The organism is Pseudogulbenkiania sp. FW507-F1 (assembly GCF_058781125.1).
In genome coordinates, this window is the sequence record NZ_JBYSWM010000003.1 from 110,043 (window position 1) to 132,535 (window position 22,493).

The 22,493-nt window shown below is 68.2% G+C and carries 18 protein-coding genes and 1 riboswitch; of the genes, 15 read left to right on the forward strand and 3 right to left on the reverse strand.

The genetic code is table 11. From position 1 onward, the window contains the following. Nucleotides 1–67: 67 nt before the first annotated feature. Nucleotides 68–1,726: a thiamine pyrophosphate-binding protein gene (locus AC3WG5_RS03100; RefSeq protein WP_492567743.1), complete on the reverse strand. Its 1,659-nt coding sequence runs from the start codon at nucleotides 1,724–1,726 to the stop codon at nucleotides 68–70. A gap of 399 nt (nucleotides 1,727–2,125) precedes the next feature. Here AC3WG5_RS03100 and AC3WG5_RS03105 point away from each other — a divergent pair, with 399 nt between their 5' ends. Beyond that, a complete protein-coding gene (locus tag AC3WG5_RS03105) occupies nucleotides 2,126–2,857 on the forward strand; it encodes an SDR family NAD(P)-dependent oxidoreductase (protein ID WP_492567744.1) in 732 nt (243 codons plus the stop codon). Between the two features lie 130 nt (nucleotides 2,858–2,987). Here AC3WG5_RS03105 and AC3WG5_RS03110 read toward each other — a convergent pair whose 3' ends face one another. Further along, complete coding sequence (locus AC3WG5_RS03110; protein WP_008954046.1) at nucleotides 2,988–3,200, reverse strand: DUF3460 family protein; 213 nt, start codon at nucleotides 3,198–3,200, stop codon at nucleotides 2,988–2,990. A 244-nt stretch (nucleotides 3,201–3,444) separates the two neighbouring features. Between AC3WG5_RS03110 and AC3WG5_RS03115 the strand changes: the two genes are divergently transcribed. Next, nucleotides 3,445–3,969 (forward strand): hypothetical protein, encoded by a 525-nt coding sequence (locus AC3WG5_RS03115; protein WP_294863829.1) that lies wholly within the window; start codon nucleotides 3,445–3,447, stop codon nucleotides 3,967–3,969. 92 nt (nucleotides 3,970–4,061) lie between these two features. Here the strand turns inward: AC3WG5_RS03115 and AC3WG5_RS03120 are convergent, their stop codons facing one another. Continuing rightward, complete coding sequence (locus tag AC3WG5_RS03120) at nucleotides 4,062–5,531, reverse strand: cobyric acid synthase (RefSeq protein ID WP_482582157.1); 1,470 nt, start codon at nucleotides 5,529–5,531, stop codon at nucleotides 4,062–4,064. 134 nt (nucleotides 5,532–5,665) lie between these two features. Here AC3WG5_RS03120 and cbiB point away from each other — a divergent pair, with 134 nt between their 5' ends. The 13 genes from cbiB (at nucleotide 5,666) to AC3WG5_RS03185 (ending at nucleotide 22,482) form a co-directional block, all read left to right on the forward strand. Next, entirely contained in the window at nucleotides 5,666–6,604 is a 939-nt protein-coding gene (gene cbiB, locus AC3WG5_RS03125; protein ID WP_492567745.1) for an adenosylcobinamide-phosphate synthase CbiB, read from the forward strand. Further along, nucleotides 6,597–7,625 carry a threonine-phosphate decarboxylase CobD gene (gene cobD / locus AC3WG5_RS03130; protein WP_492567746.1) on the forward strand — a complete coding sequence of 343 codons (1,029 nt, stop codon included), beginning with the start codon at nucleotides 6,597–6,599 and terminating at the stop codon, nucleotides 7,623–7,625. The genes cbiB and cobD overlap by 8 nt, the downstream gene beginning before the upstream one ends. Continuing rightward, nucleotides 7,603–8,865: an MFS transporter gene (locus AC3WG5_RS03135; protein WP_492567747.1), complete on the forward strand. Its 1,263-nt coding sequence runs from the start codon at nucleotides 7,603–7,605 to the stop codon at nucleotides 8,863–8,865. The genes cobD and AC3WG5_RS03135 overlap by 23 nt, the downstream gene beginning before the upstream one ends. Before the next feature lie 77 nt (nucleotides 8,866–8,942). Beyond that, nucleotides 8,943–9,106: riboswitch (cobalamin riboswitch) on the forward strand. Nucleotides 9,107–9,209: 103 nt separating this feature from the next. Then, nucleotides 9,210–10,262, forward strand: coding sequence for a HoxN/HupN/NixA family nickel/cobalt transporter (locus AC3WG5_RS03140; protein ID WP_492567748.1), 1,053 nt, complete (start codon nucleotides 9,210–9,212; stop codon nucleotides 10,260–10,262). Next, nucleotides 10,259–10,588, forward strand: a complete 330-nt coding sequence (locus AC3WG5_RS03145) for a (2Fe-2S) ferredoxin domain-containing protein (RefSeq protein ID WP_008954039.1) — start codon at nucleotides 10,259–10,261, stop codon at nucleotides 10,586–10,588. The genes AC3WG5_RS03140 and AC3WG5_RS03145 overlap by 4 nt, the downstream gene beginning before the upstream one ends. Beyond that, a complete protein-coding gene (locus tag AC3WG5_RS03150) occupies nucleotides 10,585–14,736 on the forward strand; it encodes a cobaltochelatase subunit CobN (RefSeq protein ID WP_492567749.1) in 4,152 nt (1,383 codons plus the stop codon). Before AC3WG5_RS03145 ends, AC3WG5_RS03150 begins: the two co-directional genes overlap by 4 nt. Further along, a complete protein-coding gene (locus AC3WG5_RS03155; protein WP_492567750.1) occupies nucleotides 14,733–16,697 on the forward strand; it encodes a putative cobaltochelatase in 1,965 nt (654 codons plus the stop codon). Before AC3WG5_RS03150 ends, AC3WG5_RS03155 begins: the two co-directional genes overlap by 4 nt. 12 nt (nucleotides 16,698–16,709) lie before the next feature. After that, entirely contained in the window at nucleotides 16,710–17,471 is a 762-nt protein-coding gene (locus tag AC3WG5_RS03160; protein WP_492567814.1) for a cobalt-precorrin-7 (C(5))-methyltransferase, read from the forward strand. Then, on the forward strand, nucleotides 17,468–19,045 hold the full coding sequence (locus AC3WG5_RS03165) for a precorrin-8X methylmutase (protein ID WP_492567751.1): 1,578 nt from the start codon (nucleotides 17,468–17,470) through the stop codon (nucleotides 19,043–19,045). The genes AC3WG5_RS03160 and AC3WG5_RS03165 overlap by 4 nt, the downstream gene beginning before the upstream one ends. Then, nucleotides 19,042–20,196: a cobalt-precorrin-5B (C(1))-methyltransferase CbiD gene (cbiD, locus tag AC3WG5_RS03170; protein WP_492567752.1), complete on the forward strand. Its 1,155-nt coding sequence runs from the start codon at nucleotides 19,042–19,044 to the stop codon at nucleotides 20,194–20,196. Before AC3WG5_RS03165 ends, cbiD begins: the two co-directional genes overlap by 4 nt. Beyond that, nucleotides 20,193–20,924, forward strand: a complete 732-nt coding sequence (gene cobI / locus AC3WG5_RS03175; RefSeq protein ID WP_492567753.1) for a precorrin-2 C(20)-methyltransferase — start codon at nucleotides 20,193–20,195, stop codon at nucleotides 20,922–20,924. The genes cbiD and cobI overlap by 4 nt, the downstream gene beginning before the upstream one ends. Further along, nucleotides 20,921–21,727 carry a precorrin-4 C(11)-methyltransferase gene (gene cobM / locus AC3WG5_RS03180; protein WP_492567754.1) on the forward strand — a complete coding sequence of 269 codons (807 nt, stop codon included), beginning with the start codon at nucleotides 20,921–20,923 and terminating at the stop codon, nucleotides 21,725–21,727. The genes cobI and cobM overlap by 4 nt, the downstream gene beginning before the upstream one ends. Then, entirely contained in the window at nucleotides 21,724–22,482 is a 759-nt protein-coding gene (locus AC3WG5_RS03185) for a cobalamin biosynthesis protein (protein ID WP_492567755.1), read from the forward strand. The genes cobM and AC3WG5_RS03185 overlap by 4 nt, the downstream gene beginning before the upstream one ends. The last annotated feature ends 11 nt before the right edge of the window (nucleotides 22,483–22,493 follow it).

A 22,493-nucleotide genomic window follows, 5' to 3' on the forward strand; every position in this document is an offset into this window, starting at 1 on the left:
TAAATGCGCATTCCGAAGACGGCTTTAACGCCGTCTCGCCGACGCGCAGCAGATCGTAAACGGGTTCTCAGGGCAGCCGCGCCTGCGGCGTAATCTGGCGCGGGTCGACCTTCAGCTCGATCAGCGCGGGACGACCGGCCTCGGTGGCGCGGGCGAACGCGGCCGGGAAGTCCTCGCTGCGTTCCACCACTTCGGCGTGCGCACCCAACGCCCGCGCCAGCGCGACGAAATCCGGGTTTTGCAAATCCGTGGCGAAGGGGCGCGAGGGGTATTCGCGTTCCTGGTGCATGCGGATGGTGCCGTACATGCCGTTGTTGACCACGATCACCACCACCGCCGCGCCGAATTGCCGCGCCGTGGCGAGTTCCTGCGGGTACATCATGAAGCAGCCGTCACCGGCGAAGCACACCACCTGCCGCTCGGGGTGCTGCAGCTTGGCGGCAATCGCCGCCGGCAGGCCGTAGCCCATTGCCCCGTTGGTCGGCGCGAGCTCGGTGGCGGGCCGGCGGTAGCGGTAGAAACGGTGCACCCAGACGGCGTAGTTGCCGGCGCCGTTGCTGACGATGGCGTCGGCCGGCAACACTTCGCGCAAGTGCGTCATCACCTTGCCCATGTCGACGCCACGGTGTTCGGGCGAGGTTGCGGGCGGGGTGCTGAAGGCCAGGTACTCGGCACGGGCATCTTGCGTCCACTGCCGCCAGGCATCGCCATCGAGCGGCGGCAGTTCGGCAAGCGCCCCGGCGAAGGCCTGCATCCCGGCATTGATCGGCAGGCGGGCGCGGTAGACCCGGCCCAATTCTTCCGGGTCGGCGTGAACATGGATCAAGGTCTGCGCCGGCTGCGGGCTGGCGATCAGGGTGTAGCCGTTGCTGGTGACTTCCCCCAGCCGGGTGCCGATGGCGAGGATGAGATCGGCGCCGCGCACCCGTTCGGCCAACTGTGGCGACAGCCCGAAACCGAGATGGCCGACGTAGTGCGGGTCGTCGTTATCGAACAGGTCCTGGCGGCGGAAGGCGGTGGCCACCGGCAGCGCGTTGGCCGCGACGAAGCGATGCAAGGCCTGGCAGGCTGGCGCGCTCCAGCCACTGCCGCCGACTACCAGCAAGGGGCGCTGGGCGGCACTCAGGAGCCGGTGCAATTCGCTCATGTCGGCTTGAGACGGCGCGGCCTGCACCGCTTGTGCCGCTACCGCCGGCCCCGCCACGCCCTGGCTGAACAGGATATCGTCCGGCAGCGCCACCACCACCGGCCCTGGCCGGCCCGACATCGCCACGCTGAAGGCACGCGCCACCACTTCGGGGATGCGCTCGATGCTCTCGATCTGCGTCGCCCACTTGGCCAGGCCGCCGAACATCCTGACGTAGTCGACCTCCTGGAACGCCTCGCGGCCGAGAAAGCCGCGCTCGACCTGGCCGATGAACAGGATCATCGGGGTGGAATCCTGCATCGCGGTGTGCACGCCGTTGCTGGCATGGGTGGCGCCCGGCCCGCGCGTGACGAAGCAGATGCCGGGGCGCCCGGTGAGCTTGCCGTAGGCATCGGCCATGTACGAAGCCGCCCCTTCGTGGCGGGTGACGACGGTGCGCACGCCCTGTTCGTCGCGCAAGGCATCGAGCACCGGCAGGTAGCTCTCGCCGGGCACGCAGTACACTGCCTCCACCCCGTTCTTGACCAGTGATTCGACCAGAATCCGCCCGCCGTTACGCGGTGCCTCGATGTCCTGCATGGCAATCCTCTCTAATCTTCCATGAACCGCAATCCTGACGCGGCGTGGTGCGCCGCGACCTGCTCTGGTTCGCCGGGTGGGGTGTGATCGTGCGAAACCGGTGCTCAGTCTCTGCCTTCCCAGTGGCGTGCTCAAGCGATGCATTTTGCTTAGCTCATTCCGGAAACTCATCAACTCGGCCATGGATTCACTCTGCCGCGCAGGAGCGTCGGAGGAGTCAGGCGTAGCGGAACCCGGCATCGGTGGCTCCCGGCGTTGACGGGGCGAGGCAAGAATAGCGCGGCAAGGAATAGCACCTCCACCCCTCCTGCACTCATACAGGAACACGCCGTGCGAAGGTGCCGCAGCAAGTTGGCGAACGGGTTCTAAGATGAAAGCAGCGACAGGCAGGAGTGAACCATGGATACAGGCAAGGTTGCGGTCATTGTCGGCGTCGGCCCGGGTCTGGGCTGCGCCCTAGCACAGCGTTTCGCCCGCGCCGAGATGCACGTGGCACTGGTGGCGCGCGACGTGAACAAGCTGGAAGGGCTGGCGGCCGACTGCACCGGCGTGCATCACGCTGGCCGGGCTTACGGCTGCGACGCCACCGACGAGGCGGCGGTCGAGGCGCTGTTCCAGAATATCCGCAGCGATCTGGGAGAACCGGACCTGGTGGTGTACAACGCCGGGCGTTTCGCCCCGGCGGGTCTGCTCGACACCAGCCGCGAGGAGTTCGAGCGCTGCTGGCGGGTGGGTTGTCTGGGGGGCTTTCTGGTCGGACGCGCCGCGGCGCGCGGCATGGTGGCGCGCATCGAGAACGGTGGCGCCGGCGGCACCATCCTGCTCACCGGGGCGACGGCCAGCCTGCGCGGCAGCGCCGGCTTCCACAACCTGGCGGTGGGCAAGTTCGGCCTGCGCGCGCTGGCGCAGAGCATGGCGCGCGAGTTGCAGCCCAAGGGCATCCACGTCGCCCACGTGGTGCTCGACGGCCACATCCGGCCGCAATCGCCGGGACAGATGGGTTCCGCGCCGAACCCCGACGACATGCTGGACCCGGCGGCGATCGCCGAGGCCTACTACCAGCTCTACCGTCAGCCGCGCAGCGCCTGGACGCACGAACTGGACCTGCGCCCCTGGACGGAGCGCTTCTGAGGCCGGTCCAGACCGGTCACCGCAAGCCAACGGGACGCGTGCAGGCAGAGGCAAAAAAAGACGCACCCCCCGCTTGACCATGCCGCTGTGCGTGCAATCCTGGCATGGCCATTCAAACGGGGGATGCGCATCAGAAATAGTCGTACCCTTTTACCGGCACGCTATCCGTCCTGGCTTCTTTCCATTCCTCGAAATCGGCCTTGTGATCCCAGAAGAGATACCAGCCGTGATGCTGGTCCTCGACGACTTCCGGATGTTCGGCAAGAAAGCCGTCCATGAACTCGGTGAACGGCGATACGTAGCCGGAATGACCCACCCGGTACGGTTCCCTCGGGGCAATCATCGTCTCACCCTCCCGTTACAACTTCCATGGCGGGAAAAACCGCCACTAGGTTAGAGATTTTTCCAGTCGGGGTGGTTCCCGTTCCATCCGCATATAGTGACGTGCGTTACAATTCCAATCCACTGAAAACAAAGGAATTATTTTTCCTTAACAGTTGTTGCACTACGCACTTTCACCGGTCACGCCGGTCTAACAAGAGGCGCAGAGTGCGCCCCGTTCGATTGAGTGCTGAAAGGAGTTTGCTATGGATCTTCACATGCATTCGCATCAGCTGACACATCGGCTGCCCGACTGGCGGGCGGCGTCGCTGGCTGGGGTTCTGGCAGGTGTGGTTTTCCTGCTGCTGGACATGCTGGCCATGGTTATGGCGGGTGGCAGCCCATGGGCTCCTACTCACATGATCGCCGCCATCGTCATGGGCAATTCGGCACTGGGGTCGCCGGCGATGTTCAATATCGGCATCACGGTGGTTGCCCTGATCGTGCACTTTGCGCTGGCTATCGGCATGGGATTGATCCTGGGTCTGATCATGGCACCGTTCCACTTCGACTCGAGCTGGGGCATGGCCTCGGCGGTAGGGGTGGTGTTCGGTTTCGTGATCTACGTGGTCAATTTCTACGGCATGACCCAGTTCTTCCCGTGGTTCGCGGAAGCCCGCAGCTGGACGACGCTGATCGCCCACCTGGTATTCGGTATTGTGGCGGCAGATGCCTACCTGAAACTGGAACGTAAAGAACCCGACAGAGACATGTCGGAAATGGCTCGCTGACCGAGCAAACACCCAGCCCGGGGCATCCCCGGGCTTTTCCATGCCTGCCGGCTTCGGCCAACGTTGGCCGAAGAAGCATGTTCAGCGGCGGATCAGCGCGACAGCGGCAGCAGCCCGGCCAGACGCTCGAGCCGAAGGTGCTGTTCCAGCGAATCGGCCAGGCGGTCGATGTGCTGCTCGCGCAGGGCGCGGTAGTCGAGCGGCAGCGGTTCTTGCAGCCCGGCCCAGGCGAGCAGTGCACGGCAGGCCTCGGCGTGGTCGAACAGGCCGTGCAGATAGGTGCCGAGGATCTGGCCGTCGTCCGACACGGCACCTTCGCCGCCGCCGGCCAAGCTCACCGCCGGGCGGGCCAGCGCCGGGCCGCTCGACACCCCCATGTGGATTTCGTAGCCGCTCACCGCGGCATCCGCCACCGTGAGCCGCCCTTCCACCCGCTCCAGGCGCTTGTGCTCGGTGAGGGTGGTTGCCATGTCGAAAAGATTGAGCCCCGGCGTGCTGCCGGCCTCGCTCTCCAGCCCGAGCGGGTCGTGCAGCTCGCGCCCCAGCATCTGGAAGCCGCCGCAGATGCCGATCAGCTTGCCGCCCAGACGCAGATGGCGGCGGATCGCCGGCTCCCAGCCGTTAGCGCGCAGCCAGGCCAGATCGTTGCGGGTGTTCTTGCTGCCGGGCAGCACGATCAGGTCGGCCGGCGGAATCGCCTGCCCCGCCCCGACCAGGGTCAATTCGACCTGCGGGTGCAGGCGCAGCGGGTCGAAATCGGTGTGGTTGCTCAGGCGCGGGAGCACCGGCGCCACCACGCGCAGGCGCTCGGTGCTGCGCGCGCCGCCCGGCGCGTTCTGCCGCGTGAGGCTGTCCTCGGCCTCGATGTGCAGCCCCATGAGATACGGCAGCACGCCCAGCACCGGCTTGCCGGTGTACTGTTCGAGCCAGTCGAGCCCCGGCTGCAGCAGCGCGAGGTCGCCGCGGAAGCGGTTGATGACGAAGCCGACCACGCGGCGCTGTTCCGATTCTGACAACAGCGCCAGCGTGCCGACCAGGTGCGCGAACACACCGCCGCGGTCGATGTCGGCCACCAGAATCACCGGGCAGTCCACCGCCTCGGCAAAACCCATATTGGCGATGTCGCCCTCGCGCAGGTTGATCTCGGCCGGGCTGCCCGCTCCTTCCACCACGATGCAGTCGTAGTGTTCGGCCAACCTTTGGTGCGATTGCAGCACCGCCTTCATCGCCTCGGGCTTGTAGCGGTGATAAACCGAAGCTTCCATATTGCCGATGGCCTTGCCCTGCACGATGACCTGGGAGCCGACGTTGCTGTTGGGCTTGAGCAGGATCGGATTCATGTCGGTGTGCGGCTCGACGCCGCAGGCCTGCGCCTGCACCGCCTGCGAGCGGCCGATCTCGCCGCCGTCGACGGTCACGGCGCTGTTGAGCGCCATGTTCTGCGGCTTGAACGGGGCGGTACGGATGCCGCGACGCGCCAACAGGCGGCACAGCCCGGTGGCCAACGTGCTCTTGCCGGCGTCCGAGGTTGTACCCTGGATCATGATGGTTTTGGCTGGCATGGTTTGACTCCGGGCGCGCTTTTTCCTGACGATCATCCTAGAATGACGCCTTTCGTATTGATGGTGATCGATGCGCGGCCTGCTTCAGCGCAACGTCATCGACCGGCAAAACCGGAATTATATAGGCGCACTTCGTGACTTCCCCCGTTTTTCTGCTGCTGGCTGTTCTCCTCGACAAACTCTTCGGCGAGCCGCCGCGCTGGCATCCCCTGGTCGGCTTCGGCAAGCTGGTGCGCTGGCTGGAACGCCGGCTCTACCCGGCCGCCCCGGAGCAGGAAACCGAGCAGCGCATGCGCTTACGCGGCGCGATCGGCATCGCCCTGCTCTTGATCCCCTTTACGCTGCTGGCGGCGCTGCTGGCCTGGCTGCCCTTCATCGGCGTGTTCTACAGCGTGGTACTGCTCTACCTCGCCATCGGCGCCAAGAGCCTGACCCAGCACGCCGAGGCGGTGATCGAGGCGCTGGAGCGGCATGACCTGCCGCTGGCGCGCCAGCGCGTCGGCATGATCGTGAGCCGCGACACCTCGCAGCTTTCCGAGCAGGACGTGGCGCGCGCCACCATCGAATCGGTGCTGGAAAACGGCAGCGACGCCATCTTCGCCGCGCTGTTCTGGTTCCTGCTCTTAGGCGCACCGGGCGCGGTGCTGTACCGGCTCGCCAATACGCTGGACGCGATGTGGGGCTACAAGAACGAGCGCTACCTGCATTTCGGCTGGGCCGCGGCACGCTTCGACGACGTGCTGAACTTCATTCCGGCGCGGCTCACCGCGCTGACCTATATCGCGCTGGGCGACCGCCGCGCCGGCTGGGCGTGCTGGCGCGCGCAGGCGCCGACCTGGTACAGCCCCAACGCCGGCCCGGTGATGGCGGCTGGCGCTGGCGCGCTGGGCGTGGCGCTGGGCGGTGCGGCCAGCTACCACGGCCAGCTCAAGGCGCGTCCGGCATTGGGGCTGGAACGCGCCCCGGACTGCGGCGACATCCGCCGCGCCGTGCGCCTGGTGCAGCGCGGTCTGTGGCTGTGGGTCGGCATTGGCCTGCTGCTGGCGCTGGTGACGGGAGGCCTCAATGCTTGACCACGGCGGCGGCATCCTGGCGGCGGCGCGCCGTTTCAACATGCCGGTGGAAGACTGGCTCGACCTCTCCACCGGGCTCAACCCGCACGGCTGGCCGGTGCCGGCGATTCCGGCATCGGCCTGGCAGCGCCTGCCGGAAACGGCAGACGGGCTGGAGGCCGCCGCCGCCGGGTATTACGGCTGTGACTCCCTGTTGCCGGTAGCCGGCTCGCAACCGGCGATCCAGACGCTGCCGCGGCTGCGCCCGCCCGGCCGGGTCGGCCTGCTGGCCGCCACCTACGCCGAACACCCGCACGCCTGGGCACGGCACGGCCACGAGGTGGTGCGCCTGACGCCGGAGCGCATCGACGCGGCGCTCGACACCCTCGACGTGCTCTTGGTCTGCAACCCCAACAACCCGACCGGCTGGTCCGCCACGCCGGAACAGTTGGACGCCTGGCACGCACGGCTGGCGGTGCGTGGCGGCTGGCTGGTGGTGGACGAGGCCTTCATGGATTGCACGCCGGAGCACAGCGTGCTGCCGCGCATCGGCGTGCCGGGGCTGATCGTGCTGCGCTCGATCGGCAAGTTCTTCGGCCTGGCCGGCGCTCGAGCCGGCTTCGTGTTCGCCGGGCACGAGCTGCTCGCCCGGCTGCAGGAAGAACTCGGACCGTGGACACTGAGCGGGCCGGCGCGCGTGGCGGTGCGTCTGGCCTTGCAGGACACCGCCTGGCAGGCGCGCACGCGCGAGCGGCTGGCCGCCGACAGCGCGCGGCTCGCCAGGCTGCTGGCCGCGCACGGCCTCGCCCCCGATGGCGGCAGCGCGCTGTTCCAGTGGCTGGCGCACCCCGCCGCCGCCGCGCTGCACGACTTCCTGGCCCGCCGCGGCATCCTGATCCGCCTCTTTGCCGACACCGGCAGCGTCCGCTTCGGCCTGCCGGCGAGCGAGGCCGCCTGGTCGCGGCTGGAGGCCGCGCTGGAGGGTTGGTGTATACCTCAAGAGGAGGCATGCACCAACCTTGAACACAACACGCAACGCTAACGACCCGCGCCGCGCCATCCGGCTCGGCCTGCGGGCGAACCTGGCCCAGTTCAGCCTGCTGGTGCTGGTCAACGCCTTCGTCGGCGCCATGGTCGGCATGGAGCGCTCGATCCTCCCCGCCATCGCCGAGCGGGAGTTCCATCTAGCGGCGCACACCGCCATCCTCGCCTTCATCGTGGTGTTCGGCGTCTCCAAGGCGCTGACCAATTACGTCGCCGGCCGTTATGCCGACGTGTACGGCCGCAAGACCATCCTCGTCACCGGCTGGCTGATCGCCACGCCGGTACCGTTCCTGCTGATGTGGGCGCCGTCCTGGAACTGGGTGCTGCTGGCCAACGTGCTGCTGGGTGTGAGCCAGGGCCTGACCTGGTCCATCACGGTCATCATGAAGATCGACCTGGCCGGCCCGCTCAACCGGGGGCTGGCGATGGGTATCAACGAGTTCGCCGGTTATGTCGCGGTCGGCGCGGCGGCGCTCGCCACCGGCTGGCTTGCCGCCCGCTACGGATTGCGGCCGCAGCCGTTCTACCTTGGCGTGGCCTTCGTGCTGGCCGGTTTGCTGCTGTCGCTGCTGGCGGTGCGCGAGACACACGCCCACGCACGGCACGAAGCGCTGCAGCAGCCGGACGCCCACCCCGGCCAGCCCTCGCCCGCGACGATCTTCTGGCGCACCAGCTGGCAGGACCGCAACCTGTCGTCCATCTGCCAGGCGGGTTTGGTCAACAATCTCAACGACGGCATGGCCTGGGGCCTGTTTCCGCTCGCCTTCGCCGCCGCCGGCATGAGCCTGACGCAGATTGGCTGGCTGGCCGCCGTCTACCCGGCGGTGTGGGGCGGCTGCCAGCTCGTGACCGGGGCCATGTCCGACCGCATCGGCCGCAAGGGGCTGATCGTGGCCGGCATGTGGCTGCAGGCGGCCGGCATCGTCGTCACCGCCGGCAGCCTGCGCTTCTCCGGCTTTCTCGCCGGCGCGGTGCTGCTGGGCGTCGGCACGGCGATGGTCTACCCGACCCTGCTGGCGGCCATCGGCGACGTGGCACATCCGGGCTGGCGGGCCTCGGCGGTGGGGGTGTACCGCCTGTGGCGCGACCTCGGCTACGCCATCGGCGCCCTGTTGTCCGGGGTGGTGGCCGACCTGTTCGGCATGGCCAGCGCGATCTGGCTGGTGGCCGGGCTGACATTCCTTTCCGGGGCGATTGCCGCGGTACGCCTGCAGGAAACGCATACGACTTCCCGCTGACACGAGCGCCCCTCATCGCGCGGCACAGCCGGACGGCATCGCCGCGTTTGTTCACAAGCCCGCCGCCCTCACGTATCATCCTGCCCCTAAGTGACGGTGACGGGAACGTGGTGCGATACCACGGCTGCCCCCGCAACTGTAAGCGACGAGCCGGCGCCACGATGCCACTGGAGTGATCCGGGAAGGCGGCGTCAGGCGGTGAAGCGCGAGCCAGGAGACCGGCCGTCACCGATGTCGACACAGGCAGAAGCCGGGCGGGGTGCACCGGGGGAATGCAGGAACCGCCTTGGGCAGTTCGTGCCCTCGCCTGTGGCGACGTAACCAGCTCGAGGGCAATCAACAACATGACGTCGCATCATCCCAGCCGGCCAGGCGGCCGTAGCCGCCTCGTCGGCATACTGGCGTTCCTCTTCATCGCCAACCTGCTCGCCTGGGCGTGGGCGTTTTCCGCGTTCTCGGCACAGCCGGCGCTGCTCGGCACCGCGCTCCTGGCCTACCTGTTCGGCCTGCGCCACGCGGTGGACCCCGACCATATCGCCGCCATCGACAACGTGGTGCGCAAGCTGATGCAGGAAGGCAAACAGCCCTACGCGGCGGGGTTTTTCTTTTCGATCGGCCATTCCGCGCTGATCGTGCTGGCGGTCGCCATCATCGTCACCACCACGGAAGCCTTGCAAAGCCGCTTCGCCGCCTTCAAGACCCTCGGCGGCCTCGTCTCGACCAGCGTTTCGGCCTTCTTCCTGCTGGCCATCGCCCTCACCAACCTGATGATCCTCAAGGGCGTCTGGCGCAACTTCCAGCGCGTGAAGCGCGGCGAGGACGTCAGCGCCGAAGAGATGAACCTGCTGCTGTCGGGACAGGGCCTGCTCGCCCGGCTGTTCCGGCCGCTGTTCCGGCTGGTGACGAAGAGCTGGCACATGTTCCCGATCGGCTTTCTGTTCGGCCTGGGCTTCGACACCGCCACTGAGATCGGCCTGTTTTCCGTTTCCGCCTCCCATGCCTCGGCGGGGACGTCGCTGTGGAACGTCATGGTGTTCCCGGTGCTGTTCACCGCCGGCATGGCGCTGGTGGACACCCTGGACAGCATGCTGATGGTGGGCGCTTACGGCTGGGCCTTCGTCAATCCGCTGCGCAAGCTCTGGTACAACCTCACCATCACCACGATCTCGGTGCTGGTCGCCTTCGGCATCGGCGGCATCGAGGCGCTGGGCCTCCTGGCCAGCCAGCTGCAACTGACCGGCGCGTTCTGGGACGGCGTCGCCCTGCTGAACGAGAGCCTGGCCCATTTCGGCTACCTGGTGATCGGCATCTTCATCGCCAGCTGGGCCGTTTCGGCCGGCATCTACCGGTGGCGCGGCTACGAAGTGCGCTACGGCAAGGCACAGGACAGTCTATGAGAACCCATTACAAACACGTGCTGATGTGCACCGGTCCGCGCTGCACCGAGAACGGCGTCGAGGCCGAGGCCATGTTCAAGGCGCTGGGCCAGACCATCGACGCCTGCGAGGGCTTGCGCGTCAAACGTACCCGCACCCATTGCTTCGCGGTGTGCAAGGAAGGCCCGATCGTCGCCGTGTATCCGGACGGCGTGTGGTACCGCAAAGTCGACGCGGCGGCGGTCCAGCGCATCGTGCACGAGCACCTGGCGGGCGGCTGCCCGGTCGAGGAACTGGTGTTCCACCGCCTGGGCATCGGCGACATCGAACAAGGAGAGCAGCCATGAGCGCCCCCAACCGCGGCGGCATCGTGCTGCTGACCCACGCCGGCACCGACCTCACCGCGCTGCACCGCGCCGAGACCGAGCTGCCCGAGGGCTTCGTGCCGGTGGCCGGTGTCAACCTGCAAACCGTCGACAGCGCCGAGCGCATGGCCGCGCTACTGGCGGGCACCATTGCCGATACCCGCATCCTGGTGGTGCGGGTGCTGGGCCGCGCCCAGACCATCCCCGGCTTCGAAGAACTGCTGAAGGACGCGAAAGCCCGCGAGCGTGCACTGATCGTGGTGAGCGGCACCGGCGAGCCGGACCCCGAACTCGCCGCCCTGTCGTCGGTGCCGCCGGCGCTGCAGCACGAGGTCACCGCCTACCTGCAGGCAGGCGGCAGCGGCAACATGGCGCAGTTGCTGCGCTGCCTGTCCGACCGCCTCCTGATGAGCGGCTTTGGCTACCAGCCCCCCACCCCGCTGCCCGAGCACGGCATCTACCACCCGGAGCTGTCGGGGCTCGCCACGCTGGACGACTGGGCGGCGATCCGCCACCCGGACTGGCCGACGGTCGGCATCACCTTCTACCGCGCGCACTGGATGAGCGGCAACACCCGCTTCATCGATATGCTGGTCGACATGTTGGCCGAACGCCGGCTCAACGCCCTGCCGGTCTATACCGCCTCGCTGCGCACGCTCGACGAGACCGGCATGCCGGCGGCGCTGCAGTTTTTCAGTGACATTGGCCGCATCGACGCGCTGATCAACACGACATCGTTTGCCATGGGCGATGTGAATGCCGACGGCCCGACCGCCGCAGGCTGGTCGGTGGCGGCGTTCGAGCGGCTCGACATTCCGGTGATCCAGGCCATCACCAGCAGCATGACGCAGCAGCAGTGGGAAGCCTCCGAGCGTGGGCTCAACCCGCTCGACACCGCGATGAACGTGGCGCTGCCCGAGTTCGACGGCCGCATCGTCAGCGTGCCGATGTCGTTCAAGCACGACGAGGACGAAACCCACTACGCACCGCTCGCCGACCGGGTCCGCCGCGTCGCCGGCATCGCCGCGCGCCAGGTAGCGCTGCGCCGCATTCCGGCTGAACAGAAGCGCATCGCCTTCATTTTCACCAATTCCAACAGCAAGGCCTCGCAGATCGGCAACGCCGTCGGCCTCGATTCGCCGGCCTCGCTGTTCACCCTGCTGCACGCCATGCGCGAGCAGGGCTACCATCTGCCCGGTCTGCCGGAATCGAGCGACGCGCTGATCCACGAGCTGATCGACCGCGGCGCCTACGATGAGGACTACCTGACGGCGGATCAATTAAGCAAAGCCATCGCCAGCGTGCCGGCAGCGCGCTACGCCGAGTGGTTCGGTCAGTTGCCCGACCTGCTGCAGCAGAAGATGCTGGAACGCTGGGGCGAGGCGCCCGGCAGCGCCTACGTGCACGAGGGCAAACTGGTGTTCGCCGGGCTGGAGTTCGGCAACGCCTTCGTCGCGCTGCAACCGCCGCGCGGCTACGGCATGGACCCGGACGCGATCTACCACACTCCGGACCTGCCACCGACCCACCACTATTACGCGCTGTATTGCTGGCTGCGCGACGACTGGAAAGCCGACGCCATCGTCCACGTCGGCAAGCACGGCACGCTGGAATGGCTGCCGGGCAAGGGCGTGGGGGTGTCGGAACACTGCTTCCCGGACGCGCTGCTCGGCGACCTGCCGATGTTCTACCCGTTCATCCTGAACGACCCGGGCGAAGGCTCGCAGGCCAAGCGCCGCGCCCACTCGGTGATCATCGACCACCTCACGCCACCGATGACCACCGCCGACACCTATGGGCCCTTGGCGCAACTGACGCAACTGGTGGACGAGTACTACCAGGTGGAGATGCTGGACCCGGCCAAGCTGCCGTTGCTGCAGCAGCAGATCTGGGACCTGATCAAGGAAGCCAAGCTCGATAGCGATCTGGCGGCGATGCTGGGCCACGACCACGATCATGGACATGACCACGAACATCATGATCACCAGCATCACGGTCACGAGCACGGTCATCATGATCATGACCATCATGAGCATGCTCACCCGCACGCGGCAGCGACACCGGCCAGCAAGTACCGGGTGCAGCCGGCCAAGCCCGCCCTGAAGCAGACCGGCGCGACGGCGAGCGTCGGCGGCCAGTACCGCCCGACGACCGCCAAGCCACATAGTCACGGGCACGATCACCACCACGGTCATGGCCATGACCATGACCATCATCACCATGGCCATCATGATCACGATCATCACGACCATGACCACCACCACGAGTGGGACGCCACGCTGAACGAGGACGGCGTGCCGCTGACCCTGGCCAAGATGGAAGGCGTGGACGTCGCCCACCTGATCGAGGACATCGACGGCTACTTGTGCGAACTGGGCGCGGCGCAGATTCGCGACGGCCTGCACATCCTCGGCAAGGTGCCGCAGGGCGAGGCGCTGGTGGACATGGTGTGCGCGCTGGTGCGCCTGCCCAACCTGGCCATCCCCAGCCTGCCGGCGAGCGTCGCCGCGGCGCTGAGCATGAACTGGAATGGGCTGCAGGACGACAAGGGCAAGCGGCTGGAAAATGTCCCGCCGCGGCTGCAGGCGCTGGCCGGCACGCCGCTGGTGACGCGTGCCGACGCACTCGACGCGGTCAATGCGCTGGGCCGCCGCCTGGTGGCCACGTTGGCCGAACACGGCTTCGACGCGAGCGTGATCGACGCAACGTTGGCCGAAGCGCTGCCCGGCAGCGCCGACACCGGCGCGATCAAGACCACCCTCGCCTTCGTCTGCCGCGAGCTGGTGCCCAACCTGGCACGCACCACGGAAGAGATCGCCAATCTGCTGCACGGCCTCGCCGGCGGCTACGTGCCGGCGGGCCCCAGCGGCGCGCCGACGCGCGGCATGGCGCACGTGCTGCCCACCGGCCGCAATTTCTACTCGGTCGATCCGCGCAGCCTGCCCTCGCAAGCCGCCTGGCGCATCGGCACCGAGCTGGCGAACGAAGTGCTGGCGCGCCACCGCAAGGAAACCGGCCACCTGCCGGAGACGGTCAGCATCAGCGTGTGGGGCACCAGCGCCATGCGCACCCACGGCGACGACATCGCCGAAATCCTGGCGCTCTTGGGCGTGCGTCCACGCTGGCAGGCCGAGAGCCGCCGCATCACCGGCATCGAGGTGATTCCGCTGGCCGAACTGGGCCGCCCGCGCATCGACGTCACCGTGCGCATCAGCGGCTTCTTCCGCGACGCCTTCCCGCACCTGATCCACCTCGTCGACGAGGCGGTGCACACCGTGGCGCGACTGGATGAACCGCCCGAGCAGAACTTCGTGCGCAAGCACTACCTCGCCGACCTGAGCCACGATCTGTTTCAGGGGCTGCCGTCCGACACCGCGAGCCAGCGCGCGCTCTACCGCGTGTTCGGCTCCAAGCCCGGCACCTACGGCGCCGGCATCCTGCCGCTCATCAACGAGCAGAACTGGGAAACCGACGCCGATTTCGCCACCGCCTACATCAACTGGGGCGGCTATGCCTACGGCCAGCGCGACAACGGCACCGACGCGCGCGCCGATTTCCGCCACCGCCTGTCCGGCGTCGAGGTGGCCCTGCACAACCAGGACAACCGCGAGCACGACATCTTCGACAGCGACGACTACCTGCAGTACCACGGCGGCATGATCGCCACCATCCGCAGCCTCACCGGCCGCCAGCCGCGCCACTACTTCGGCGACAGCCACAACCCGGACAACCCGGCGGTGCGCGGCCTGAAGGAGGAGGTGCTGCGCGTGTTCCGCTCGCGCGTGGCCAACCCGAAATGGATCGCCAGCATCCAGAAACACGGTTATAAAGGCGGGCTGGAGCTGGCTGCCACGGTCGACTACCTGTTCGGCTACGACGCCACCGCGCACGTGGTGGACGATTGGGTGTACGAGCAGTTGGCCGAAACCTACGCGCTGGATCAGCAAATGCAGGACTTCTTCGCCGAGAGCAACCCGTGGGCGCTCAACGCCATCACCGAGCGCCTCTTGGAAGCGGCCCAGCGCCGGCTGTGGGAAGAACCGAACCCGGACACGCTCGCCGCGCTGCGCGACCTGCACCTGCAAAGCGAGGCGATGCTGGAAGAACGCGGGGAGAACCCGAAACGATGAAACACCACTACCCCTTCGTCGCCATCGTCGGCCAGGAGCAGCTCAAGCGTGCGCTGTTGCTGTGCGCGGTCGACCCCAGCATGGGCGGCGTGCTGATCCGCGGCGACAAGGGCACCGCCAAGAGCACCGCCGCGCGCGGCTTGGCCGAGGTGCTGCCGCCGATCGCGCGCACCGACGGCTGCGGCTTCAACTGCGCCCCGGACGCGCCGCTGGCCGAGTGCCCAACCTGCCAGGACCCGGACACGTTGGCCGAAGCCGCCCCGGTGCCCTTCATCAACCTGCCGCTGGGCGCCACCGAAGACCGCGTGCTGGGCAGCCTGGACTTCGAAAAGGCGCTCAAGCACGGCCAGCAGGCGTTCAAGCCGGGCCTGCTGGCGGCGGCGCATCGCGGCCTGCTCTACATCGACGAAATCAACCTGCTCGCCGACCACCTGGTCGACGTGCTGCTCGACGTCGCCGCCATGGGCGTCAACACCGTGCAGCGCGAAGGACTGTCGGTGAGCCACCCGGCGCGCATCACGCTGTTGGGCACGATGAACCAGGAGGAAGGCGAGCTGCGTCCGCAGTTACTCGACCGCTTCGGCATGATGGTGGACGTGAGCGCGCCGCGCGACGCCGCCACCCGCGCCGAGGTGGTACGCCGCCGCCTGGCGTTCGAGGCCGATCCGGCGGGCTTCGCCCGGCGCTGGGCCGACGACACCGCCGCGCTGTGCCAGACCCTGCACGCCGCGCAGGCCGGGCTTGCCGACGTGGTCATGCCCGATTCGCTGTTCGACTTCATCAGCCGGCTGTGCTGCGAGTTCGAGGTGGCCAGCCTGCGCGCCGACATCGTGATGCACAAGGCGGCGCGGGCGCTGGCCGCGCTCGACGGCCGGCGCGAGGTGACGGCGGAAGACGTACGCGACGCCGCCGAGCTGGTGCTGCCGCACCGCCGCCGCAAGAAACCGTTCGAGCAATCCGGCCTGGACCGCGACAAGCTCGACGAGCTGACGCGGCAGGCGTCCGAACCGCCGCCCCCGCCGCCGGCATCGCAGCCGCCCTCGGGCCAGGACAGCGCGGATAATCGCGGCGGCGAGTCCGAACCGGACAATGCCGAACCGTCGAGCAACGACACCGACGACAACGCCCAGCCGGGCAGCGCCGCCGAGCAGCTGTTCGCCGCCGGCACCCCCGCCGGCGTCGGCCGCATCGAGGTAGCCGCCTTGCACGCCTCCGAGGCCAGCGGACGGCGCAGCAGTAGCGAAGGCACGCGCCACGGCCACACCCTGCGCGCCGTGCCGAGCGAGGCGCCGAGCCAGCTCGCGCTGGACGCCACCCTCAAGAGCGCGCTGCTGCGCAATCCCGGCGATTTCAGCGTCACCCGCGCCGACCTGCACGACAAGGTGCGCGTCGGCAAGCAGGCCAACCTGATCCTGCTGGTGGTCGACGCCTCCGGCTCGATGGCGGCCAAGCGCCGCATGGAAGCGGTCAAGGGCTGCGTGCTGGGCCTGCTGCAAGACGCCTACCAGCGCCGCGACCAGGTGGCGGTGATCGCCTTTCGTGGCAACGCCGCCGAGCTGGTGCTGCCGCCGACGCGCCAGATCGACCAGGCCGAACGCGCCCTGTCCGAGCTGCCCACCGGCGGACGCACGCCGTTGGCGCACGCCTTGCAGCTCACCGCCGAGACGCTGGCGCGGCACGCCCGCGCGGACAATCTGACGCCGCTGTTGGTGGTACTCTCCGACGGCCGCGCCAACATCGCGCTCGACACGCGCCGGGACCCGTGGCGCGAGGCGCTGGGGTTGGCCGAAGCCCTGGCCGCCCAGGGCACGCCGGCGCTGGTGCTCGACACCGAGGAAGGCTACGTGCGCCTGGGCCGTGCGCGCGAACTCGCCACGGCATTGCAGGGCGAATACCTGCCGCTCGACACGCTGTCGGCGGAAAGCCTGACGTTGACGATACGGCAGCGGCTGGGAAGCTGAACTCCACGACGAATCACAACGGCGGGGGCGCCGACCGGCCCGCCCGCCACGGAATACCAAGGAAACACCGACATGATTATCTGCATCGGCGCCGGACCCGGCGACATCGGCTACCTGCCGCAACGCTCGGCGCAACTGATCCGCGAGGCCGACGTGGTCGCCGGCTTCAACGCCGTGGTCGACGTGGTGCGCCCGCTGATCCCGGACACCGCCGAGGTGATCCAGATGGGCTACCGCGACCAGGTCGCGCAGCTCGACATCGTCGCCCTTCGCCACCACGCCGGCAAGAAATGCGTGGTGGTGTTCATGGGCGACATCCACTTCAGCGGCTTCCAGTACCTGGAGCGCGTCGAGCGCGCCTGCGGCCACCCGGTCGAGACCATCCCGGGCATTTCGTCGGCACAGATCCTGGCCTCGCGCGCCAAGGTGTGCTTCGACGAGACCAGCTTCATCACCTTCCACCGCCGCGGCGACCTGACCCCGTTCAAGCGCCACCTGGTGCACGCTCTGCAAGACCAGCGCAACGCCATCGTCATCCCCTGCCCGTGGGACGAGGCGCGCTCCTTCATGCCTTGGCACATCGCCGCCTACCTGCTGGAAAACGGCATTCCGTCCGAGCACCCGGTGGAAGTGTGGGAAAACCTCACCCGTGGCGACGCCGAATGGCACGGCACCCTGGCCGAGTGTGTCGACCAGCGCTTCTCCGACATGAGCATCATGCTGATCCGCACCCTTGCCCCGATGGACAGCCAGATCGAGCCGAGCCACAAATGAGCACCCACGATTACGCCATCGTGCTGGCCGGCCACGGCAGCCGCGACCCGGACGGGATCAACGAGTTCATGGCGCTGGTCGAACTGCTGCGCGAGCGCGCCGGCGGCCGCACCGTCGAGCATGGCTTCCTGGAATTCGCCACGCCGACCATCGATGAAGCCGTAGCCTCGGTGATCGAAGCTGGCGCCAAGAAGGTGGTGATGGTGCCGGGCGTGCTGCTCGCCGCCACCCACGCCAAGAACGACATGCCGAGCGAGCTGCTGGCCTTGCAGCGCGCCCATCCGGACACCGAGTTCCACTTCGGCGCGGCGATGGACCTGCACCCCAAGCTGCTGCAACTGTGCCGCGAGCGCATCGTCGAGGCCGAAGGCCGCTCCGGTCAGACCGTGTCGCGCGCCGACACCTGTCTCGTCGTGGTCGGGCGCGGCACCACGGACCCGGACGCCAACTCCGAGATTTCCAAGCTCACGCGCATGCTGGAAGAAGGCCTGGGCTTCGGCACCTCCTTCGTCTGCTATTCCGGCACCGCCAAGCCGCTGGTGGCCGACGGCCTGCGCGCCGCCGCCCTGCTGGGCTACAAGCGCATCGTGGTGCTGCCCTATTTCCTGTTCGACGGCGTGCTGGTCAAGCGCATCTACGCCGCCGCGGACGACCTGGCGACGCGCCATCCCGAGCTGGAGGTGCTCAAGGCCGATTACCTCGGCGTGCACCCGCACGTGGCCGACGTGTTCCTCGAGCGCGCCCAGGAAGGCGTCGAGGGCCGCGCCACGATGAACTGCGCGCTGTGCAAGTACCGCGTGCAGATCGTCGGCTTCGAAGAACAGGTCGGCACGCCGCAGCAGGGCCACCACGGTCTGGTGCGCGGGCTGCTCGGCCGTACCGACGCCGTGCCAGCGCCGATCGACAACTGGCCGCCCTACGTGCCGCACCCGATCGAAGCCGAGAGCATGCGCATCATCCAGGCCGGCTACGACTGGTCGACCATCCCGGCCGAACTGCACACCGTGCTGCAGCGCCTGGTGCACACCTCCGGCGATTTCAGCAGCGTGGACGACATGGTTTTCTCGCCCGGCGCCACCGAGATCGGCCTGCGCGCGCTGCTGCGCTGCCGCCGCGTGGTGACCGACGTCACCATGGTGCAGACCGGCCTCAAGCGCGCGGTGCTCGATCAGCTCGGCGTCGAGACCTGGTGCGGCGTGCACGACGAAGAGACTCACCTGCTCGCCAAGACCCACGGCATCACCCGCTCCGCCGCCGGCATCCGCCGCGCCTGGCAGAAGTTCGGCAACGACGTGATCGTCGCCATCGGCGATGCGCCGACCGCGATCATGGAAGTGGTGCGGCTGGTGCGCGAGCACGGCTGGCGCCCGCAACTGGTGGTCGGCCTGCCGGTGGGCTTCGTCGGCACGCGCGAGTGCAAGGAAGAACTGGCCCGCCTGCTGCAGGTGCCGCGCATTACCAACCGCGGCACGCGTGGTGGCTCGCCGTGGGCGGCCACCGTGGTCAACGCGCTGATGATCTCGGCCATCGAGCACGTCGGGCGCCAGAACCAGGAACAGCAAGCACAGCAATGAGCACTCGCCGCCCCTACGACCTCGCCACCCCCGCCCCCAACGGCCTGCGCCGCGGCCGCACCACCGGCAGCTGCGCCACCGCCGCGGTGAAGGCGGCGCTGACGCTGTTGCTGCGCGGCGAGGCGGTGCGCGAAGTCGAGGTGAGCCTGCCGGACCCGGACTACTACCTGGTGGTGCCGGTGGAAAAGGTGGAACGGCTGACGAGCGGCGCGGTGCGCGCCGAGGTGCTGAAGTACGGCGGCGACGACCCGGACAACACCGATGGCGCAACCATTTTCGCCGAGGTGTCGGTGAACAACACCGGCACGCTGCGCTTCATCGCCGCGCCCGGCGTCGGCACCGTCACCCAGCCGGGGCTGCGCATCCCGCCCGGCGAGCCGGCGATCAACCCGGTACCGCGCCAGATGATGCAGTGGGCGGTGGACGAGGTGCTGGCGGGTGCGGCCAACCCCGGCTTCGACCTCGCCATCGGCTGCGTCGACGGCGACAAGATCGCCAAGCGCACCTTCAACCCGATGCTCGGCATCCTCGGCGGCATCTCCATCCTCGGCACCAGCGGCATCGTCGAGCCGATGTCGCTGGCGGCGTGGATGGCCTCGATCGAGGTCTACATCCGCGTGGCGCTGGGCCATGGCCCCGACGCCATCGCCTTCACCCCGGGCAAGATCGGTCGTGGCTACGCCGCTGACACGCTGCATCTGGAAAAGAAGGAAGTGGTGCAGATCGCCAACTTCGTCGGCGTCTCGCTCGACTACGCCCAGCAAACGCTGGAAGAACAACAGGCGCGGCTTGGCACGCTGTGGGTGCTGGGCCACCCCGGCAAGATCGCCAAGCTGCTCGACGGGGTGTGGGACACCCATTCCAGCAAGAGCGGCATGGCGATGGGTTCGGTCGCCGCCGTGGCCGCCGAGATGGGCTTTTCGGCCAACCTCGTCGCTCAGATTGAGAAAGCCAATACCGTGGAAAACGTAGTGCAACTAGTAAAAGAACACGCCGACGCGCGCGGCTACTGGATGGAAATCGAGCGCCGCGTCGCCGCGCTGATGGCGCCCAAGGTGCCCAGCGTCGAGCGCGTGGCGGTGCGCCTGTTCAGCATGGACGGCACGCCGCTCGGCGAAGCCGCCTGTGACGCATCGGGAGAAGCGGCATGAGCGCGCTCGGACATTTCACCGGCGTCGGCGTCGGCCCCGGCCCGGCCGGGCTGATCCCGGTGGCGGCTCTGGAAGCCCTCAAGCAGGCCGACCTGATCTATCTGCCACGCGCACGCGGCAGCGAGGTTTCCGTCGCACGCCAGTGCCTGGCAGGCCTCAGCATTCCTGACGAGAAATTCCGCGAGATCGAGTTCCAGATGGACCCGGACCGCAGCGTGCTCTCCAGCCACTACGGCAAGTTGGCGGAAGCAGTGGCCGAAGAACTCTCCGCCGGGCGCCACGTCGCCTACCTCACCATCGGCGACTCGATGACCTACTCCACCTACGGCTATTTGCTGGCGGCCTTGCGTGACAAGCTGCCCGGGCTCACGCACACCACCTTCCCCGGTGTCACCAGCTTCGCCGCCACCGCCTCGGCGCTGTCCTGGCCGCTGGGCGAAGGCAAGGAACGGATTCTGATCCTGCCCTGCCCGGACGACATGGCCGAACTGCGCGCCGACATCGAGAGCCACGACATCGTGGTGCTGATGAAGATCGGCGCGCGACTGCCGGACGTGCTGAGTCTGTTGAACGAGATGGACATCGCCCGCCACTGCGCCTTCGCGCGCCGCATCGGCCTGCCCGGCGAAGTGCTGTGCGACGACGTTTCCACCCTGACCGCGGACGCGAGCGGCTACCTCGCCACCATGCTGATCCGCAAAACCGCCCGCGAGAAACGCCACCCATGAAAGTCTATTTCATCGGCGCCGGCCCCGGCGCCGCCGACCTGATCACGCTGCGCGGCAGCCGCCTGTTGGGCGCCGTGTCCATGGTGCTGTACGCCGGCTCCCTGGTGCCGGCCGAGATGCTGCAGCACTGCCGCGCCGACGCCGAAATCTTCGACACCGCCGAACTCTCGCTCGACGAGCAAGAGGCGCTGTACCGCCGCGCCCTGGCCCAAGACAAGGACGTGGTGCGGCTGCACTCCGGCGACCCGGCAATCTACGGCGCCACCGCCGAGCAGATGCGCCGGCTGGAAGCGCTCGGCATCGAGTACGAAATCGTGCCCGGCGTTTCCTCGTTCACCGCCGCGGCCGCAGCACTCGGCAGCGAGCTGACGCGCCCGGCGGTGTCGCAGTCGATCATCCTGACCCGCGTCTCCGGCCGCGCCTCGGCGGTGCCGGAGCTGGAGTCGATCGCGCGCTTCGCCGAACACCAGGCGACGATGTGCATCTTCCTCTCCGGCCAGCGCCTGAAGCAGACCATCGCCGACCTGTTGCTGCACTACCCGGCCGATACCCCGGTGGCGCTGGTGCGCCGCGCCAGCTGGCCGGACCAGGCCATCCACCGCAGCACGCTCGCCAAGCTGATGTCCGAGGTGAAGCAGAAGGACTGGCTCTTGACCACCTTGCTGCTGGTCGGCGCCGCGCTGTCGCGCGAAGGCGGGGTCGAATCCAGCCTGTACGCGGCCGGCTTCACGCACATCTTCCGCGACGGCACCGACCGCAAGACGCCGCGCCCGAGCAAGCGCAAGGCGAAGGACGCGGTGTGAGCGAGACCGCCATCTGGCTGGTGCGGGCGGACGCGCTGCCCTTGGGCCAAAGGTTGGCCGATGCGCTGGGCGCGACGCTGTACCGGCCGTGGCTGACTCCCGACGACAGCTCACGCGAACAGTTCCGCCGCGCCTTCCACCAGCACCGACGCTGGGTGGCGGTGATGGCGAGCGGCATCGCGGTGCGCTATCTCGACGGCCTGCCCGCGAGCAAGTACACCGACCCGGCGCTGGTGGTGCTGGACGAGGCGGCGCGCTTCGCCATCCCGCTCTTGTCCGGCCACGAGGGTGGCGCCAACGCGCTCGCCTACGAGGTGGCGCGGCTCACCGGGGCGATTCCGGCCGTCACCACCGCCACCGAGGCGCTGAAGCCGCTGACGCTCGGCATCGGCTGCCGGCGCGGCAAGTCGGCGGACGAGATCGAACGCGCGGTGCTGGCCGCGCTGGGCGGGCGCACCTTGGCCGAAGTGCGCGAAGTCGCCACCATCGATCTCAAGGCCAACGAGGCCGGCCTGCTCGCTTTCTGCGAGCGTCACGGCCTGCCGCTGCGCGTGATCGCTCAGCCCGACGTCGCCGCACGCGCGTGGCTCAATCAGCCTTCGGACTGGGTGCGGCAGAACGTCGGCGTGGCCGGCGTGTGCGAACCCTGCGCGCTGATCGCGAGCCCGCGCGGCCGGCTGATCGTGCCCAAGACTGCACTGGACGGCGTCACCGTCGCGGTGGTCGAAGACCGTCCTACCGAATTACCCGCATGACGCCACGGCGT

What these genes read in the sequence shown, in the direction of transcription:
- AC3WG5_RS03100 (WP_492567743.1), bottom strand. Translation starts at nt 1,726, where the DNA reads ATGCAGGACATCGAGGCACCGCGTAACGGCGGGCGGATTCTGGTCGAA.
- AC3WG5_RS03105 (WP_492567744.1), top strand. Translation starts at nt 2,126, where the DNA reads ATGGATACAGGCAAGGTTGCGGTCATTGTCGGCGTCGGCCCGGGTCTG.
- AC3WG5_RS03110 (WP_008954046.1), bottom strand. Translation starts at nt 3,200, where the DNA reads ATGATTGCCCCGAGGGAACCGTACCGGGTGGGTCATTCCGGCTACGTA.
- AC3WG5_RS03115 (WP_294863829.1), top strand. Translation starts at nt 3,445, where the DNA reads ATGGATCTTCACATGCATTCGCATCAGCTGACACATCGGCTGCCCGAC.
- AC3WG5_RS03120 (WP_482582157.1), bottom strand. Translation starts at nt 5,531, where the DNA reads ATGCCAGCCAAAACCATCATGATCCAGGGTACAACCTCGGACGCCGGC.
- cobD (WP_492567746.1), top strand. Translation starts at nt 6,597, where the DNA reads ATGCTTGACCACGGCGGCGGCATCCTGGCGGCGGCGCGCCGTTTCAAC.
- AC3WG5_RS03140 (WP_492567748.1), top strand. Translation starts at nt 9,210, where the DNA reads ATGACGTCGCATCATCCCAGCCGGCCAGGCGGCCGTAGCCGCCTCGTC.
- AC3WG5_RS03145 (WP_008954039.1), top strand. Translation starts at nt 10,259, where the DNA reads ATGAGAACCCATTACAAACACGTGCTGATGTGCACCGGTCCGCGCTGC.
- AC3WG5_RS03150 (WP_492567749.1), top strand. Translation starts at nt 10,585, where the DNA reads ATGAGCGCCCCCAACCGCGGCGGCATCGTGCTGCTGACCCACGCCGGC.
- AC3WG5_RS03155 (WP_492567750.1), top strand. Translation starts at nt 14,733, where the DNA reads ATGAAACACCACTACCCCTTCGTCGCCATCGTCGGCCAGGAGCAGCTC.
- AC3WG5_RS03165 (WP_492567751.1), top strand. Translation starts at nt 17,468, where the DNA reads ATGAGCACCCACGATTACGCCATCGTGCTGGCCGGCCACGGCAGCCGC.
- cbiD (WP_492567752.1), top strand. Translation starts at nt 19,042, where the DNA reads ATGAGCACTCGCCGCCCCTACGACCTCGCCACCCCCGCCCCCAACGGC.
- cobI (WP_492567753.1), top strand. Translation starts at nt 20,193, where the DNA reads ATGAGCGCGCTCGGACATTTCACCGGCGTCGGCGTCGGCCCCGGCCCG.
- cobM (WP_492567754.1), top strand. Translation starts at nt 20,921, where the DNA reads ATGAAAGTCTATTTCATCGGCGCCGGCCCCGGCGCCGCCGACCTGATC.